Raw genomic sequence first — 14411 nt, 5'->3', positions numbered from 1 at the left:
CAAGCGTCCCGTACAACGGCGTACGGAACTGAGCGTGGCGCCTGCCAAGTCCCCGACCGGACCACGGCAGGCGCCACGCGTCCTTTCTACGAAGCATTGACTGATCGTTTCAGACGCGAGCGTCCCCGGATGGTCGAGCCACCCGGGGGAGGCGGCGGCTCATCCGACCGGGAAGGTGACACCGGGTGTGGCGTAGTCGATGGGTCCGTCGAACCGGGTGGAGGCGCGGGCCACTGCCTGCTGCGGGGTGAGGAAACGCCCGACGTGCGTGACGATCAGCCGTCCTGGCCGGGCCGAGCGGGCGGTATCACCGGCGTCCTCCGGCGTGTGGTGGACCTGTTCCCCCATGCCCGGCGCCTGGGCGCTCTCGGCCTCGCACAGCAGCACATCGCACCCCCGAGCCAGGCTCGTCAGGTTGGGGCAGGGTGCCGTATCCCCGGAGTACACCAGCGACCGGCCTGCGGCCTCGACGCGCAGGGCGCGGCCGCCGTTGTGGAGAGTTGCCTGACACGCAGAAGCGTTGCCGCCCGCCTCAATCCGCTTTCCGCCGTTACAGTTCGCCGCAAAACGCGAAACTCGCACCGTAACCGGCGAATGGGACAGATGATGCCGCTCTATCTGACGAGATTCAGCTACACGCCAGAGACCTGGGCCAGGCTGATCGGCAGCCCAGAAGACCGCACAAAGGCCGCTCAAGCGTATGTCGAGTCGGTCGGGGGGAAGCTCCATGGGTTCTGGTACGCCTTCGGCAGACACGACGGCTACACGCTGTGGGAAGCTCCCGACAACGTTTCCATGGCCGCGGTTGCGCTGGCGATTACGGGAGGCGGCGCGCTGAGCTCGTTTGAAACAACAGTCCTCCTGACCGTTGCCGAAACGATGGACGCCCTGCGCAAGGCCGAAGGGATCCAGTACCGACCCCCTGGCGCGTAGCGGCCCGCACTCAATAGGGACGGTCTGGTCCAGCCGACACGAGCGAAACCGCCGTAAGCAGTGTCAGGGAAGCGTCGTCGGCGGCGAGGGGCAGTGCCGTGCAAGCGGCCATGTGTGCACGATCAGTAAGTCGTCGCCACACCGGCCAGCCATGCGGCGGCCGAGTCCAACGCGGCGTCGGCCTCCGGCAGGACGCCCGTCGCGCCCAGGAAGCCATGGAACATGCCGGTGTGCACATGCACCGCGGCGCGTCCACCGGCCGCCGAGAGCCGCCGGGCGTACGCCACGCCCTCGTCGCGCAGCGGATCGCAGTCCGCGACGACGACCAGGGCCGGGGGTAGTCCGGCGAGGTCGGCCGTCAGCCCGGGGGACGCGGCCACCGGGTCTCCGTGCGGCCCCAGATACTGCTGCCAGTACCAGCGCATGTGGGCGGTGGTGTGGAAGAACCCCTCCGCGTACGCCTCCGCCGACACGCCGTCCAGACGGTGGTCGAGCGCCGGATAGATCAGCAGCTGCGCGGCGATCTCCGGTCCTCCCCGGTCCCGGGCCCGCAGCGCGGTCGCCGCGGCGAGGTTCCCCCCGCTGGAGTCGCCCGCCACGACCAGAGGCCGCCCGGGATACCGCGCGGCGGCCCACCATGTGACCGTGCACGCGTCGTCCTCGGCGGCGGGGTGGCGGTGCTCGGGGGCGCGCCGGTAGTCGACGGACACGACGGTGGCCCCGGTCCGGGCCGCCAGCGCCCGGCAGAGCCGGTCATGGGTGTCGAGATCGCACAGGACCCATCCGCCGCCATGACTGAAGACGACGACAGGAGCGCCCGAGCCCGCGCCCGGGGCCTTCGCGCCGATGCCGGTGCCGGTGCCGGAGGCGCCCGCGGCCCCGGGGCCCCGCGCGCCCGCGCCTGAAGCGCTCGCTTGCCCGAGGTCCCGCCCCGATCCTCCGCCCGGGTCCGCCGCGGAGCCGCCCGCGGCGTTCGGCGGCTCGTAGATCCGCACCCGGACCCCGTCTGCCAACTCCTCGCGCGCCGCGGGCAGTTTGCCCAGACGGGACCGGGCCGCCGCGCGGAGGGCCGCAGGGTCGCCCGGGGGCGGGAAGCCCGCTGTCAGGGCGTCGCAGACCGCCCGTGCCGCCGGGGTCAGTGGATCCGTCAGTGAGTCCGTCATCCTGTCGTCAGTCCTCCGTCCACCGCGAACTCCGCGCCCGTGACGTACGAGGACGCGTCCGACACCAGGAACACGATCAGCTCGCCGACCTCCTCCGGCCGGCCCATCCGCCCCAGCGGCACGTGCGACCAGTCCCTCGCCGCGACCGCCGCCGTCATCGGCGTGTCGATCGCGCCCGGGTGGACCGAGTTGACGCGGACCCCGTACGGCGCCAGGTCCAGCGCCGAGGACCGGGTCAGGCCGCGCAGGGCGAACTTCGTCGAGCCGTACGCCGCGTGGCCCGGGATGCCGACCAGGCCCGCCGTCGACGACACGTTCACGATCGAGCCGCCGCCCGCCTCCTTCAGCGCGGGCAGGGCCGCCTGGATGCCGAGGAAGGGCCCCAGCAGATTGAGCCGGAGCAGCGCCTCGAAGTTCTCGTACGTCTCCTCCTCGACGGAGGCCGTACGCCACAGGGCCGCGTTGTTGACGAGCGCGTCGAGCCGGCCGAAGGCCCGTACCGCGGCGACCACCGCCCGCGTCCACTCCGCCGCGTCCGAGACGTCGTGCCGGACGAACAGCCCCTGTCCGCCGAGGGAGTCGGCGACCTCCCGGCCCTCCTCCTCCCGTACGTCCGTGACCACCACCCGCGCCCCGGCCGCCGCACAGAGCCTGGCCTCCGCCGCGCCCTGGCCCCGGGCCGCGCCCGTCACCAGGACCACCTTCCCGGTCAGTGATATCGCGCCGTCACATGGCACACGCGCACCCCTTCCCGTATGACTTCCCGTTCGACATGACGAACAGGAATACTTCTAGCAGTCATATCGAGACCCGGGAAGGGCAGTGGCGGCGGCAGCTCGCCGCCGATCACGTAGGCTCGAAGTCCCCGTACGCAGAAGGGACTTACCGCCCATGGCCATCAGCCTGCGCAAGGTCGAGGAGACCGCGCCCGCGCTCGTCAGCCTGTACAAGAGCGCGGGTGTCTCCCTGCGCAAGCACGGCCTGGAGGGGCAGCGCGTCGCCGTCTACCTCGTGATCGACTACTCCGGTTCGATGAAGCCGTACTACAAGGACGGCAGTGTCCAGGCCCTCGCCGACCGGGTGCTCGGGCTGTCCGCGCAGCTCGACGACGACGGCCGGGTGCCGGTGGTCTTCTTCTCCACGGACGTGGACGCCGAGACGGACATCTCGCTCGCCGACCACGAGGGCCGCATCGACCGGATCGTCGCCGGGCTCGGGCACATGGGCAAGACCAGTTACCACCTCGCCATGGACGCCGTCATCGACCACTACCTCGACAGCGGTTCCACCGCGCCCGCACTGGTCGTCTTCCAGACCGACGGCGGCCCCATCAACAAGCTCGCCGCCGAACGGTACGTCTGCAAGGCGGCGCGGCTCCCGCTCTTCTGGCAGTTCGTCGGCTTCGGTGACCCCGGCAGCAGGCAGTTCGAATTCCTGCGCAAACTGGACGAGTTGTCCGTCCCGGGCCGGCGGCCCGTCGACAACGCCGGCTTCTTCCACGCCGGGCAGGACCCACGCCGGGTCACGGACGACGAGCTGTACGACCGGCTGGTCGCCGACTTCCCGGCCTGGCTGGCGTCCGCCCGCGCCCAGGGCATCGTCCGCACCTGACAAAGGGGAGGCGGCGACCCCGGCGAACAGGCCGATTAATCGGCTCGCCGCGGGCGGGGGTCGCCCGCGATAGTGGCGGGCATGGCATCTCTCGTAAGACATGTGACATTCGACTGCGCCGACGCCTACGCCCTGGCGACCTTCTGGGGCGCGGTCCTCGACGCCCCGGTCTCGGACGAGGACCAGCCGGGCGACCCGGAGGCGCTGGTCGAGACCCCCGGCGCGGGGGTGCTTTTCGTGACCGTCCCCGAGCCCAAGACCGTCAAGAACCGCGTGCACTTCGACATCCAGCCGCAGGACCGCACCCGCGACGAGGAGGTCGAGCGCATCCTGAAGCTCGGCGCGACCCTCGTCGGCGACCACCGCGCGCAGGACGGCCGGGGCTGGGTGACCCTCGCCGACCCCGAGGGCAACGAGTTCTGCGTCGAGCGCAGCACCGCCGAACGAGGCTGATCCCTCAGCCCGACCGGCTCGCCGCCGCGAAGAAGCCCGATCGCTTTCCTAATCCCGACAGAAGATGTCGGGTATCCCGGCTTTCCTGGACGCATGGAGAACAGCGTGACGAACAACGCGGGGACCGGCTGGGCCGGTTTCGCGGCGGCCGAGCCGGACTTCGCCGCCGTGGTGCGACAGCGCTTCGAGGCGTACACCCACCATGTCCTCGCGACCCTGCGCAAGGACGGATCCCCCCGACTCAGCGGCCTGGAGGTCGACTTCCGCTTCGGCGAGCTGTGGCTCGGCATGATGCCCCACTCGCGCAAGGCGCAGGACCTGCAGCGCGATCCCCGGTTCAACGTGCTGGCCAATCCGGGCAGCGGTACGGACATGGGCGGCGGCGACGTCCGCGTCGGCGGACGGGCGATCGAGGTCACCGACCCGGAGACGGTCGACCGGTACGTGAAGGAGGTCGGCCCGCCGTTGCCGTTCCATCTCTTCCGCGTCGAACTGACCGAGGTCGTACGGACCGCGGTCGAGGGCGAGGAGCTGGTCGTGCTGTCCTGGGCGCCGGGCCGCCCGCTGCGCCGCATCCGGCGCGGCACCGACGACAGCGCGCCGCGCCAGGACGCGCCCTAGCCGGCGAGGCCCCCGTCGGAGCCGTCGAGGCCGTCGAGGACCAGGGCCCGGCAGCGCGCGGGCGTGCCCCATGCGTCGCGCAGCGGGCGGGCCTTGCGCAGCCAGAGGGAGAGGTCGAGCTCCTCGGTGTAGCCGACCGCGCCGTGCAGCTGGAGCGCGGCGCGGGCGGCCGTGTATCCGGCCTCGCCCGCCGCGGCCTTGGCGGCGGCGATGTCGGACGTACGGAGCGTGAGCGCCGCCCCGTACAGCAGCGGCCGGGCGAACTCCAGGGCCAGGAGCGTGTCCGCCAGCCGGTGTTTGACCGCCTGGAACGAGCCGATCGGCGTGCCGAACTGGCTGCGTTGTTTCACATACGACACGGTGCGCTCCAGGAGCGCCAGCCCGACGCCGAGTGACTGGGCGGCGGTGGCGAGGGCCGCCCAGCGGGCCGCGTGGGCCGCGGCCTCGGCGACGGCGGGCCCGGCGGCCAGCGGCTCCCCGCCCGCGTCCGGGCGCGCGAGCCGCCGCGCCGGGTCGAGGGACCGCAGCACCGGCCCATGACCGGCCGCCAGCCGCAGCTCGTCACCCCGGACGACGAGAACGGCGTCGGCCGCGTCCGCGTCCAGTGCCGTACCCGCGGCCTGAGGCGCGCCCTCCGGCGCCGAGTCCGCGTCCAGTGCCGTCCCCGCGGCCTGCGGACGGCCCTCCGGCGCCGATATGGCGAGCGTGGCCACCCTCCCGCCCGACGCGATGCCCGGCAGCAGCCGTTTCGCCGGAGCGTCCTGGCCGAGGTCGGCCAGCCGGGACAGCAGGGCGCCCGCCGCGACGGTCTCCGCCAGCGGGCCGGGGACCGCGTGCCGGCCCAGCTCCACGAAGGCGACGACCGTTTCGACCGGCAGCGGGCCCACCCCCTCGTACGCCTCCGGGACCGCCAGCGCCCACACCCCCGCCTCGGCGAGCCGCGTCCACACCGCGCGCCCCGGCGCGTGGCCTCCGGCGCCCCAGGCCCGTACCGCCGCCGGAGTGCCGGCCGCGCCGAGCATGGCGTCCAGAGAGCGGCCGAAGGCCTGTTGTTCGTCGGTCAGCAGGAATCTCATCAGCGCCGGCCCTTCGGAAGGCCGAGCAGACGCTCGGCGACGATGTCGCGCTGGATCTCGTTCGTCCCGGCGTAGATGGGACCCGCGAGCGAGAAGACGTATCCCTCCGCCCACTCGTGGTCCGCCCGCTCGCCCTCCGGCCCCAGCAGATCGAGGGCGGTCTCGTGCAGTGTGATGTCGTACTCGGACCAGAAGAGCTTGTTCAGGCTCGACTCCGCGCCGATCGTGCCCCCGGCCGCGAAACGGGACGCGCCCGCCGCCGTGAACAGCTGGTAGGCCCGGGCGCCGATCACCGCGTCCGCGACCCGGTCCCGGACCCCGGGATCCTCGCCGCGCTCGCGCCACAGCCGTACGAGCCGGTCGGCGGCGGCCAGGAACCGGCCGGGGGAGCGCAAGGTCAGCCCCCGTTCGTTGCCCGTCGTCGCCATCGCGATCCGCCAGCCCTGCCCCGGCTCGCCGATCACGTCCTCGTCGGGGACGAAGACCTCGTCGAGGAAGAGCTCGGCGAACGCGGGCCGGCCGTCCAGCCGGCCGATCGGCCGGACCGTCACCCCCGGCGCCCGCAGGTCGAACATCAGATAGGTGAGCCCGTGGTGCGGCTTCGCCGCCTCCGGGTCCGTACGGAAGATCCCGAAGGACCGGTCGGCGAAGGCCGCGCGCGACGACCACGTCTTGTGGCCGGACAGCAGCCAGCCGCCTTCGGTGCGTACGGCCCGCGAGCGGAGGGCCGCGAGGTCCGAGCCGGCCTCCGGCTCGGACCAGGCCTGGGCCCAGACGACCTCGCCGCTCGCCATCGACGGCAGCACCAGGGCCCGCTGTTCCTCCGTGCCGTGGTCGAAGAGGGTGGGGGCGAGCAGGCTGATCCCGTTCTGCGAGACCCGGCCGGGCGCCCCGGCCGCGTAGTACTCCTCCTCGAAGGCCAGCCAGCGGAAGATCCCGGCGTTCCGGCCGCCGTACCGCTCCGGCCAGGACACCACCGACCAGCGGCCGGCGGCGAGCTCGGCCTCCCAGGCGCGGTGGGCGGCGAAGCCCTCCTCGGTCTCCAGCGAGGGCAGCGGCCGGGCGGGCACATGGGCGCGCAGCCAGTCGCGGGCCTCGGCCCGGAACGCCTCCTCGTCCGCCGTGTGCGTCAGATCCATGCGGTGCCGTCTCCCCTTCGGGCGTCCGGGAACAGCTTCCCTAACAAGTGTTTGGTAGGTTAACGTGCCGCTGTGACGGACAACAAGGCGCAGGGACAGGGACAGACGCGTCCGCCGTATGTGACAGGTCACGCGCTGCTGGACGGCCGCACCGCCGTGATCACCGCCGCCGCCGGAGCGGGCATCGGCGGAGCCACCGCCCGCCGCTTCCTCGAAGAGGGCGCGCGGGTCCTCCTCAGCGACACCCACGCCCGCCGCCTCAAGGAGACCGAGGAGACGCTCGCGGCCGAGTTCGGCCCGGCGGCCGTCGACTCCCTCGTGTGCGACGTCACCGACGAGGCCCAGGTCCAGGCCCTGTTCGACACAGCGGTACGGCTCCACGGCGGCCTCGACGTCGTCGTCAACAACGCCGGACTGGGCGGCACCGCCGAACTCGTCGACATGACCGACGACCAGTGGCACCGCGTCCTCGATGTCACACTGCACGGCACCTTCCGCTGTACCCGGGCCGCCCTGCGCTCCTACCGCGCCACCGGCCGCGGCGGCGCGATCGTCAACAACGCCTCCGTCGTCGGCTGGCGCGCCCAGGCGGGCCAGGCCCACTACGCCGCCGCCAAGGCCGGCGTCATGGCGCTCACCCGCTGCGCCGCGATCGAGGCCGCGGCGTACGGGGTCCGGGTCAACGCCGTCTCACCCAGCCTCGCCATGCATCCGCACCTGGCGAAGGTCACCTCGGCCGACCTGCTCGCCGAACTCACCGAGAAGGAAGCCTTCGGGCGGTACGCCGAGCCCTGGGAGGTCGCCAACGTCATCGTCTTCCTGGCCAGCGGCTACTCCTCGTACATGACCGGCGAGACGGTCTCCGTCAGCAGCCAGCACGCGTAGGACCAGAATGGACGTGTGTCAACGACCGAGAAGAAGCCCCAGGTGACCGCCGCGCCCGAGCGGCGCCGTGAACTCCTCGACACGGCCGCCGAGGTGTTCGCCGCCCAGGGGTACAACGCCACCACCGTCCGCAAGATCGCCGACGCCGCCGGCATGCTCGCCGGCAGCCTCTACTACCACTTCGATTCCAAGGAATCGATGCTCGACGAGATCCTCTCCACCTTCCTCGACGAACTCTGGCAGGGCTACGACACCGTGCTGGCCGCCGGACTCGGCCCACGGGAGACCATCGAGGCCCTCGTCACCGAATCCTTCCGCGAGATCGACCGGCACCGCGCCGCCGTCGCCATCTACCAGAAGGAGGCCCGGCACCTCTCCGCCCAGCCCCGCTTCCACTACCTCAGCGAGTCGCAGGTGAAGTTCGAGAAGGCCTGGCTCGGCACGCTGGAGCGCGGAGTCGCCGCCCGGGTTTTCCGCGCCGACCTCGACGTCCGGCTCACCTACCGGTTCGTCCGCGACACCGTCTGGGTCGCCGCTTCCTGGTACCGGCCCGGCGGCCAGCACAGCCCGGACGAGATCGCCCGCCAGTACCTCTCCATGGTCCTGGACGGAATCGCCGTACGTACCTAGCCCTACGCACCTGACCACCGATTGGGGAACAGTCATGGCCGAGGCCTACATCGTCGAAGCGGTACGCACCCCCGTCGGGCGCCGCAAGGGAGGGCTCGCCGCCGTCCACCCGGCGGACCTCGGCGCCCACGTCCTCAAGGCCCTCGTCGCCCGGGCAGGCATCGACCCGGCCGCCGTCGACGACGTCGTCCTCGGCTGCCTGGACACCGTCGGTCCGCAGGCCGGTGACATCGCCCGTACGGCCTGGTTGGCCGCCGGCCTCCCCGAGGAGGTCCCCGGCGTCACCGTCGACCGGCAGTGCGGCTCCTCCCAGCAGGCCGTCCACTTCGCTGCCCAGGGCGTACTCTCCGGCACCCAGGACCTGGTCGTCGCGGGCGGTACCCAGAACATGTCGATGATCCCCATCGCCTTCGCCTCCCGGCAGGCGGCCGAACCGCTGGGACTCACCGAAGGCCCCTACGCGGGCAGCCAGGGCTGGCGCGCCCGCTACGGCGACGCCCCGGTCAACCAGTTCCACGGCGCCGAGCTGATCGCGCGGAAATGGGACATCACCCGCCGCGACCAGGAAGAATTCGCCCTGCGCTCCCACGAGCGGGCGATCCGGGCGATCGACGAGGGACGCTTCGACCGCGAGACGGTGTCGTACGGCAATGTCACACACGACGAAGGCCCGCGCCGGGACACCACCCTGGAGAAGATGGCCGGCCTGAAACCCGTCGTCGACGGCGGCACGATCACCGCCGCCTGCTCGTCCCAGGTCTCCGACGGCGCCGCCGCGATGCTCCTCGCGAGCGAACAGGCCGTACGGGACCACGGGCTCACCCCGCGCGCCCGCATCCACCACCTCTCCGTACGCGGCGAGGACCCCATCCGAATGCTGTCAGCGCCCATCCCCGCGACCGCCCACGCACTGAAGAAGAGCGGCCTGACCATCGACGACATCGACCTCGTCGAGATCAACGAGGCCTTTGCGCCCGTCGTCCTCGCCTGGCTGAAGGAGACCGGCGCGGACCCCGAACGGGTCAACGTCAACGGCGGCGCCATCGCCCTCGGCCACCCGCTGGGCGCCACCGGCGTCAAGCTGATGACGACGCTCCTGCACGAACTGGAGCACACCGGCGGCCGTTTCGGCCTCCAGACGATGTGCGAGGGCGGCGGCCAGGCCAACGTGACGATCATCGAACGCCTCTGAGCGACGGCGGGCCCCTGGGGTGCGGGACCGCCGTCCTGAGATGTCCATGACCGAAATCGCCGGTCGCGGCGGCCCCTCGTGCTAGAGTCAGCGGGTTGTGGTTTCGGTACCCATGGACTTCATGCGCGCCTGACGGGAATGGCCCTCAGGCGCATTGTTGTTTCCGGCTAGGCCGGATTTCCCCGGAACCTCTCCGGACGCGTCGCTCGTAGCCGGGACCCGCACCGACGAAGGTGCGTGTCCCGGCTTGTGCTGTGCCCAGGCCAGGAAGGCATCTCCTCATGACCCGCTCCGAACGCCCCACCACCCGGCGGCGCCCCGCTCTGGCGGCCCCCGGCCAGGCGAAGGCGTCCGCGAAGGCGCCGGCCCGGAAGTCCGGCCGGGGCCGCGGGCCGGCCGCGCCCCCGCCGCCGCGTGAGTTCACTCCACCGCAGACCCTCACCCCCGCGCTGCCCGCCGTCGAGTCCTTCGACGCGCTGGACATGCCCGCGGCGCTGGTGAAGACCCTCGCCGCGCAGGGCGTGACCGAGCCGTTCCCGATCCAGGCCGCCACGCTGCCGAACTCCCTCGCGGGCCGCGACATACTCGGCCGCGGCCGCACCGGCTCCGGAAAGACCCTTGCCTTCGGCCTGGCCCTGCTCGCCCGCACCGCCGGCCGCCGCGCCGAGCCCAAGGCCCCGCTGGCCATGGTCCTCGTACCCACGCGCGAGCTGGCCCAGCAGGTCACCGACGCCCTCGCCCCGTACGCCACCTCCGTGCAGCTGCGGCTCGCCACCGTCGTCGGCGGTATGTCGATCACCAAGCAGGCCGCCACGCTGCGGCGCGGCGCCGAGGTCCTGGTCGCCACCCCCGGCCGCCTCAAGGACCTCATCGAGCGCGGCGACTGCCGGCTCGACCAGGTCGCCGTCACCGTCCTCGACGAGGCCGACCAGATGGCCGACATGGGCTTCATGCCGCAGGTCACCGCCCTGCTCAAGCAGGTCGAGCCGGACGGCCAGCGGATGCTCTTCTCGGCGACCCTGGACCAGAACATCGACCGTCTGGTGCGGATGTTCCTGACCGACCCGGTGGTCCACTCGGTCGACCCGTCCGCGGGCGCCGTGACCACCATGGAGCACCACCTCCTGTACGTCGCCGACGAGACCGACAAGAAGGCCGTGACCGTACGGATCGCCGCCCGCGACGGACGCGTGATCCTCTTCCTGGACACCAAGCGGTCCGTGGACCGGCTCGTCAAGAAGCTCCTCGCCAGCGGCGTACGGGCGGCCGGCCTGCACGGCGGCCGCTCCCAGCCGCAGCGCAACCGCACCCTTGACCAGTTCAAGAACGGGCAGGTCACGGCGCTGGTCGCGACCAATGTGGCGGCCCGTGGCATCCACGTCGACGACCTCGACCTGGTCGTGAACGTCGACCCGCCGGTCGACCACAAGGACTACCTCCACCGCGGCGGCCGCACCGCCCGCGCCGGCGAGTCCGGCAGCGTCGTCACCCTGGTCCTGCCCGAGCAGAAGCGCGACATGGGCCGTCTGATGGCGCACGCCGGGATCAGCCCGCGCACCGCGCAGATCAAGTCCAGCGACGAGACGCTCAGTGACCTGACCGGCGCGCGCGAGCCGTCCGGGGTGCCGGTCACCATCGAGGTGCCGCAGCCCGCGCAGCCGGCGGCCGCGCCCAAGCGGACCCGCCGGGGCGGCTCCGGCCGCTCCCGTGGCAGCGGCGGCGCCGCTGCCACCGGCGCCACGGCCCGTACGGCGGCGGGCGCCGGCGGCGGGACGCGCTCCGGCGCCGGGCGTACCGGAGGGGCCCGCCCCACCGGCGGCGGCGCCCGCACCCGCGGCGCGGGCGCCGGATCCGGTCGGACCGGACGCGGTGGCCAGGGCGGCGGCGGCCGCCGAGGCGCCGCCTGAGCCGCCTCCGGTCAGGCGCCCGAACCGCCTCAGCAGCCTGGGGTCAGTCGACCAGCCGGGCCTGGAGTGACGCGAGTATGCGCAGATCCAGGCCCAGGCCGGCCGTCAGATAGCGGTGGAGACCGCCGTACGCCGCCTCCACCCCGGCAAGGGCGGTCTCCAGATACTCCGTACGGACCTCCTGGAGCGGGATGAGCAGATCCGGGTTCTGCATCAGCCCGCCCTGCTTGAGGCTCTCCCGCAGCTTCGCGTCGTACGCCGCACGGAACGTGTTCGACGCCAGGAAGTCGGCGACCGCCTCCCGCTCCGGCACGCCGAGGACGGTGAGCAGCAGATAGCTCGTCCAGCCCGTACGGTCCTTGCCCGCGGTGCAGTGGTACATCAGCGGCGCCGCACCCGGGCGTGCGATGTCACGTAGCGTGGCGCCGAACTGGGCCCGGTTGCCGGGGCTGGTCACGAACGAGCGGTAGACCTCCCGCATGAACGCCGCGGCCTTGCCGTTGCCGAGCATCTCCTCCTGCCGCACCGGGTCGCGGGAGCCGATCACGGTCCTCAGCTGTGTGTACAGACCGTTGTCGGTGACCGGACGGGCCACCAGGGCGACGCCCGCCGGGAGCCGGTCCGGACCGTCATATTGCACCTCGACGGGGATACGGAAGTCGACGACCGTCCCGAGCCGCAGCCCGGCCAGGGTGGCCACATCGGCGTCGGTGAGCCGGTTCAGGCCGTCGGCGCGGTAGACCAGGCCATGGCGGACCCGGTCGCCGCCGTAGGTCGGATACCCGCCCAGGTCACGGACGTTGACCGCGCCCTGCAGGGGGATGTGCCGGACGGCCGTGGCCGCGCTCGAGCGCGGGCCGCGTACGGAGGCACTCGCGACGGCGGGGACGGTGGCGGTGGCCGCCGTGAGAGCGGCGGCGGTGGCGGTGCTCAGCAGTGCGCGTCTGGAGAGAGGCATGACCGAACTCCCGTGGGGAGGAGGGGGTGTCACCCTGTTGTCGGCAGGGCGCGGAGCACGTGCGAGGCTTCGGACATGACGCGGCGGACGAGTTCCTCGCAGCTCGGGAGGTCCTCGATCACCCCCGCGACCTGCCCGGACGCCATCACGCCGAGGTCGGTGCGGCCCTCGACCATGGATGCCTTGAGGAGCATCGGGGTGTTCGCGGCGAGCAGGACCTGACTCCAGGTCAGATCCTTGCCGTGCCGCATCGCCAGACCGTCCCGGACCATTGCGGCCCAGGACAGCCCGGAGACCTTGCGGAAACCGGCGGCGCGGCGCACGGCCTGCGCCAACGCCCGTACCCGGCCCGCCCGTTCGAGGGCGGCGACCATCTCCGTACGGAGCATGCGGTGCGGCAGCCCGTCGACGGCGGTGGTGAGCGTGACGTCCTTCACGGACGCCGCCAGATAGCGCGCCTTGACCGCGTCCGGCACGGTCGAGTCGGAGGTGAGCAGGAAACGGGTGCCCATCGCGATGCCCGCCGCCCCGTACGCCAGCGCGGCGACCAGCCCCCGCCCGTCGTGGAAGCCGCCGGCCGCGACCACCGGCAGCTCGACGGCGTCGACGACCTGCGGCAGCAGGACCGTCGTCGCCACCTCGCCGGTGTGGCCGCCGCCCTCGCCGCCCTGCACGATCACCGCGTCCGCGCCCCACGCCGCGACCTTCTCGGCGTGCCGCCGGGCGCCGACGGACGGGATCACGACCACGCCCGCGTCCTTCAGTTCGGCGATCAGCGCGCGTGAGGGAGCGAGGGCGAAGGAGGCGACCCGTACCCCCTCCTCGACGATGATCCGCACCCTTTCCCGGGCGTCGGCGGCATCGGCTCGCAGGTTCACCCCGAACGGCGCGTCGGTCCGGGACTTCACCTCCCGCACGGCGGTCCGCAGCTGCTCCACGGTCATCGTGGCGGAGGCGAGGATGCCGAGCGCCCCGGCGTTCGCCGTGGCCGAGACCAGCCGGGGCCCGGCGACCCAGCCCATCCCGGTCTGGACGATCGGGTACCGGACGCCGGTGAGCTTGGTGAGCGCCGTCTCCATCAGACCCGGACCTCCCGGTCCCGCAGCCCCTTGGGGTCGATCACCTCACGGATCAGCCGCAGCTCCTCGGTGGTCGGCTCGCGGGTGTACGGGACGTCGTCGCCGATCACCAGCTCGAAGCCGGTGGCCTGCCTGACCTGGTCCACGGTGACGCCCGGGTGGAGCGAGGCGAGCCGCATCGAGCGGTCGGGCGTCTCGAAGTCGAAGACGCCGAGGTCGGAGACGACCCGGGGGATGCGGTGGAAGCGGGTGGCCCCGGCGGCGGCCGCGTGGTCGTGGCCGACCCCGCTGACCATGTCCACGCGCTCGACGAAGACCCGCCGGGAGTGCTTCGGCACCCAGTAACTGGTCGGATTGTTCAGGGTGTTGACGGGTGCGCCGCGCACCCCGAGCAGCTGGCGGGCGGGCCGCGACCAGTCGCCGATGCAGGAGATGTTCTGGTTGCCGTACCGGTCGAGCTGGGAGGCGCCCATCATCACATGGCGCCGGCCGCCGGTGACCATGGTCAGATGCTGCCGGTACGGCAGCCAGCCCTCGACCGTCCCGTCGAGGTCCACGAGCATCGCCTCCCCGTCGGTGAGCAGCAGATCCGGGGCGAAGGTGCGGCGGGCGAGCCGGGCGCCGAAGGAGGGCACCGGCGCCATCGTGGCGGCGAGCACCTCGCCGCCGCCGCGCCACGCCTCGGCGCAGGCGACGACGCAGTACTCGGCCCGGCTGATCTCGGAACGGCGGGCCTTGGAAGGGCCGGCCTCGGCACGGCTGAT

The 14411-nt window shown here is 72.5% G+C and carries 15 protein-coding genes and 1 pseudogene; 8 read left to right on the top strand and 8 right to left on the bottom strand.

All coding sequences use genetic code 11. From position 1 onward, the window contains the following. Positions 1-159 precede the first annotated feature (159 nt). Complete coding sequence (locus ACZ7LT_RS01225; RefSeq protein ID WP_471232658.1) at positions 160-582, bottom strand: MBL fold metallo-hydrolase; 423 nt, start codon at positions 580-582, stop codon at positions 160-162. A 24-nt stretch (positions 583-606) separates the two neighbouring features. On the opposite strand from ACZ7LT_RS01225, the gene ACZ7LT_RS01220 reads away from it, so the two are divergent. Beyond that, complete coding sequence (locus ACZ7LT_RS01220; protein ID WP_471234756.1) at positions 607-933, top strand: GYD domain-containing protein; 327 nt, start codon at positions 607-609, stop codon at positions 931-933. A 122-nt stretch (positions 934-1055) separates the two neighbouring features. On the opposite strand, the gene ACZ7LT_RS01215 is transcribed toward ACZ7LT_RS01220, so the two are convergent. Both ACZ7LT_RS01215 and ACZ7LT_RS01210 read right to left on the bottom strand, forming a co-directional pair. Beyond that, complete coding sequence (locus ACZ7LT_RS01215; RefSeq protein WP_471232656.1) at positions 1056-2096, bottom strand: alpha/beta hydrolase; 1041 nt, start codon at positions 2094-2096, stop codon at positions 1056-1058. Further along, positions 2093-2815 carry a glucose 1-dehydrogenase gene (locus ACZ7LT_RS01210; protein WP_471234755.1) on the bottom strand — a complete coding sequence of 241 codons (723 nt, stop codon included), beginning with the start codon at positions 2813-2815 and terminating at the stop codon, positions 2093-2095. The genes ACZ7LT_RS01215 and ACZ7LT_RS01210 overlap by 4 nt, the downstream gene beginning before the upstream one ends. Before the next feature lie 172 nt (positions 2816-2987). Between ACZ7LT_RS01210 and ACZ7LT_RS01205 the strand changes: the two genes are divergently transcribed. The 3 genes and pseudogenes from ACZ7LT_RS01205 (at position 2988) to ACZ7LT_RS01195 (ending at position 4781) form a co-directional block, all read left to right on the top strand. Continuing rightward, complete coding sequence (locus ACZ7LT_RS01205) at positions 2988-3707, top strand: vWA domain-containing protein (protein ID WP_471232654.1); 720 nt, start codon at positions 2988-2990, stop codon at positions 3705-3707. An 81-nt stretch (positions 3708-3788) separates the two neighbouring features. Beyond that, positions 3789-4154, top strand: a pseudogene (locus tag ACZ7LT_RS01200) (VOC family protein); the annotation flags it as partial. Between the two features lie 99 nt (positions 4155-4253). Next, a complete protein-coding gene (locus tag ACZ7LT_RS01195; protein WP_471232653.1) occupies positions 4254-4781 on the top strand; it encodes a pyridoxamine 5'-phosphate oxidase family protein in 528 nt (175 codons plus the stop codon). Here ACZ7LT_RS01195 and ACZ7LT_RS01190 read toward each other — a convergent pair. Together ACZ7LT_RS01190 and ACZ7LT_RS01185 are read right to left on the bottom strand one after the other, a co-directional pair. Next, complete coding sequence (locus ACZ7LT_RS01190) at positions 4778-5857, bottom strand: acyl-CoA dehydrogenase family protein (protein ID WP_471232651.1); 1080 nt, start codon at positions 5855-5857, stop codon at positions 4778-4780. The genes ACZ7LT_RS01195 and ACZ7LT_RS01190 overlap by 4 nt on opposite strands. Beyond that, entirely contained in the window at positions 5857-6996 is a 1140-nt protein-coding gene (locus ACZ7LT_RS01185) for an acyl-CoA dehydrogenase family protein (protein WP_471232649.1), read from the bottom strand. Before ACZ7LT_RS01185 ends, ACZ7LT_RS01190 begins: the two co-directional genes overlap by 1 nt. Positions 6997-7068: 72 nt before the next feature. Between ACZ7LT_RS01185 and ACZ7LT_RS01180 the strand changes: the two genes are divergently transcribed. The 4 genes from ACZ7LT_RS01180 (at position 7069) to ACZ7LT_RS01165 (ending at position 11610) form a co-directional block, all read left to right on the top strand. After that, positions 7069-7881 carry an SDR family oxidoreductase gene (locus tag ACZ7LT_RS01180; RefSeq protein WP_471232648.1) on the top strand — a complete coding sequence of 271 codons (813 nt, stop codon included), beginning with the start codon at positions 7069-7071 and terminating at the stop codon, positions 7879-7881. Between the two features lie 15 nt (positions 7882-7896). Beyond that, positions 7897-8511, top strand: a complete 615-nt coding sequence (locus ACZ7LT_RS01175; protein ID WP_019885445.1) for a TetR/AcrR family transcriptional regulator — start codon at positions 7897-7899, stop codon at positions 8509-8511. Between the two features lie 34 nt (positions 8512-8545). Further along, positions 8546-9703: an acetyl-CoA C-acetyltransferase gene (locus ACZ7LT_RS01170; RefSeq protein ID WP_471232646.1), complete on the top strand. Its 1158-nt coding sequence runs from the start codon at positions 8546-8548 to the stop codon at positions 9701-9703. Between the two features lie 281 nt (positions 9704-9984). After that, positions 9985-11610, top strand: coding sequence for a DEAD/DEAH box helicase (locus ACZ7LT_RS01165; protein ID WP_471232645.1), 1626 nt, complete (start codon positions 9985-9987; stop codon positions 11608-11610). Between the two features lie 43 nt (positions 11611-11653). Here ACZ7LT_RS01165 and ACZ7LT_RS01160 read toward each other — a convergent pair whose 3' ends face one another. Genes ACZ7LT_RS01160 through ACZ7LT_RS01150 form a run of 3 tightly spaced genes read right to left on the bottom strand, consistent with a single transcriptional unit; the run spans position 11654 to position 14411 of the window. Continuing rightward, positions 11654-12568: a tyrosine-protein phosphatase gene (locus ACZ7LT_RS01160; RefSeq protein ID WP_471232643.1), complete on the bottom strand. Its 915-nt coding sequence runs from the start codon at positions 12566-12568 to the stop codon at positions 11654-11656. Between the two features lie 29 nt (positions 12569-12597). Further along, the gene (locus tag ACZ7LT_RS01155; RefSeq protein ID WP_471232641.1) at positions 12598-13647 is read right to left on the bottom strand and encodes an NAD(P)H-dependent flavin oxidoreductase; all 1050 of its coding nucleotides are present in this window, start codon (positions 13645-13647) and stop codon (positions 12598-12600) included. After that, entirely contained in the window at positions 13647-14411 is a 765-nt protein-coding gene (locus ACZ7LT_RS01150) for a CoA-transferase subunit beta (protein WP_471234754.1), read from the bottom strand. Before ACZ7LT_RS01150 ends, ACZ7LT_RS01155 begins: the two co-directional genes overlap by 1 nt.

Source organism: Streptomyces sp. NPDC039465 (assembly GCF_055639315.1).
Note: the sequence above shows the minus strand (reverse complement) of the source record. Positions and strands in the feature narration are given on the sequence as shown.

Bases quoted from the DNA above. Each gene is read 5' to 3' on its own strand.
- ACZ7LT_RS01220 (WP_471234756.1), top strand. From the start codon at position 607: ATGCCGCTCTATCTGACGAGATTCAGCTACACGCCAGAGACCTGGGCC.
- ACZ7LT_RS01215 (WP_471232656.1), bottom strand. From the start codon at position 2,096: ATGACGGACTCACTGACGGATCCACTGACCCCGGCGGCACGGGCGGTC.
- ACZ7LT_RS01205 (WP_471232654.1), top strand. From the start codon at position 2,988: ATGGCCATCAGCCTGCGCAAGGTCGAGGAGACCGCGCCCGCGCTCGTC.
- ACZ7LT_RS01195 (WP_471232653.1), top strand. From the start codon at position 4,254: ATGGAGAACAGCGTGACGAACAACGCGGGGACCGGCTGGGCCGGTTTC.
- ACZ7LT_RS01190 (WP_471232651.1), bottom strand. From the start codon at position 5,857: ATGAGATTCCTGCTGACCGACGAACAACAGGCCTTCGGCCGCTCTCTG.
- ACZ7LT_RS01185 (WP_471232649.1), bottom strand. From the start codon at position 6,996: ATGGATCTGACGCACACGGCGGACGAGGAGGCGTTCCGGGCCGAGGCC.
- ACZ7LT_RS01170 (WP_471232646.1), top strand. From the start codon at position 8,546: ATGGCCGAGGCCTACATCGTCGAAGCGGTACGCACCCCCGTCGGGCGC.
- ACZ7LT_RS01165 (WP_471232645.1), top strand. From the start codon at position 9,985: ATGACCCGCTCCGAACGCCCCACCACCCGGCGGCGCCCCGCTCTGGCG.
- ACZ7LT_RS01160 (WP_471232643.1), bottom strand. From the start codon at position 12,568: ATGCCTCTCTCCAGACGCGCACTGCTGAGCACCGCCACCGCCGCCGCT.
- ACZ7LT_RS01155 (WP_471232641.1), bottom strand. From the start codon at position 13,647: ATGGAGACGGCGCTCACCAAGCTCACCGGCGTCCGGTACCCGATCGTC.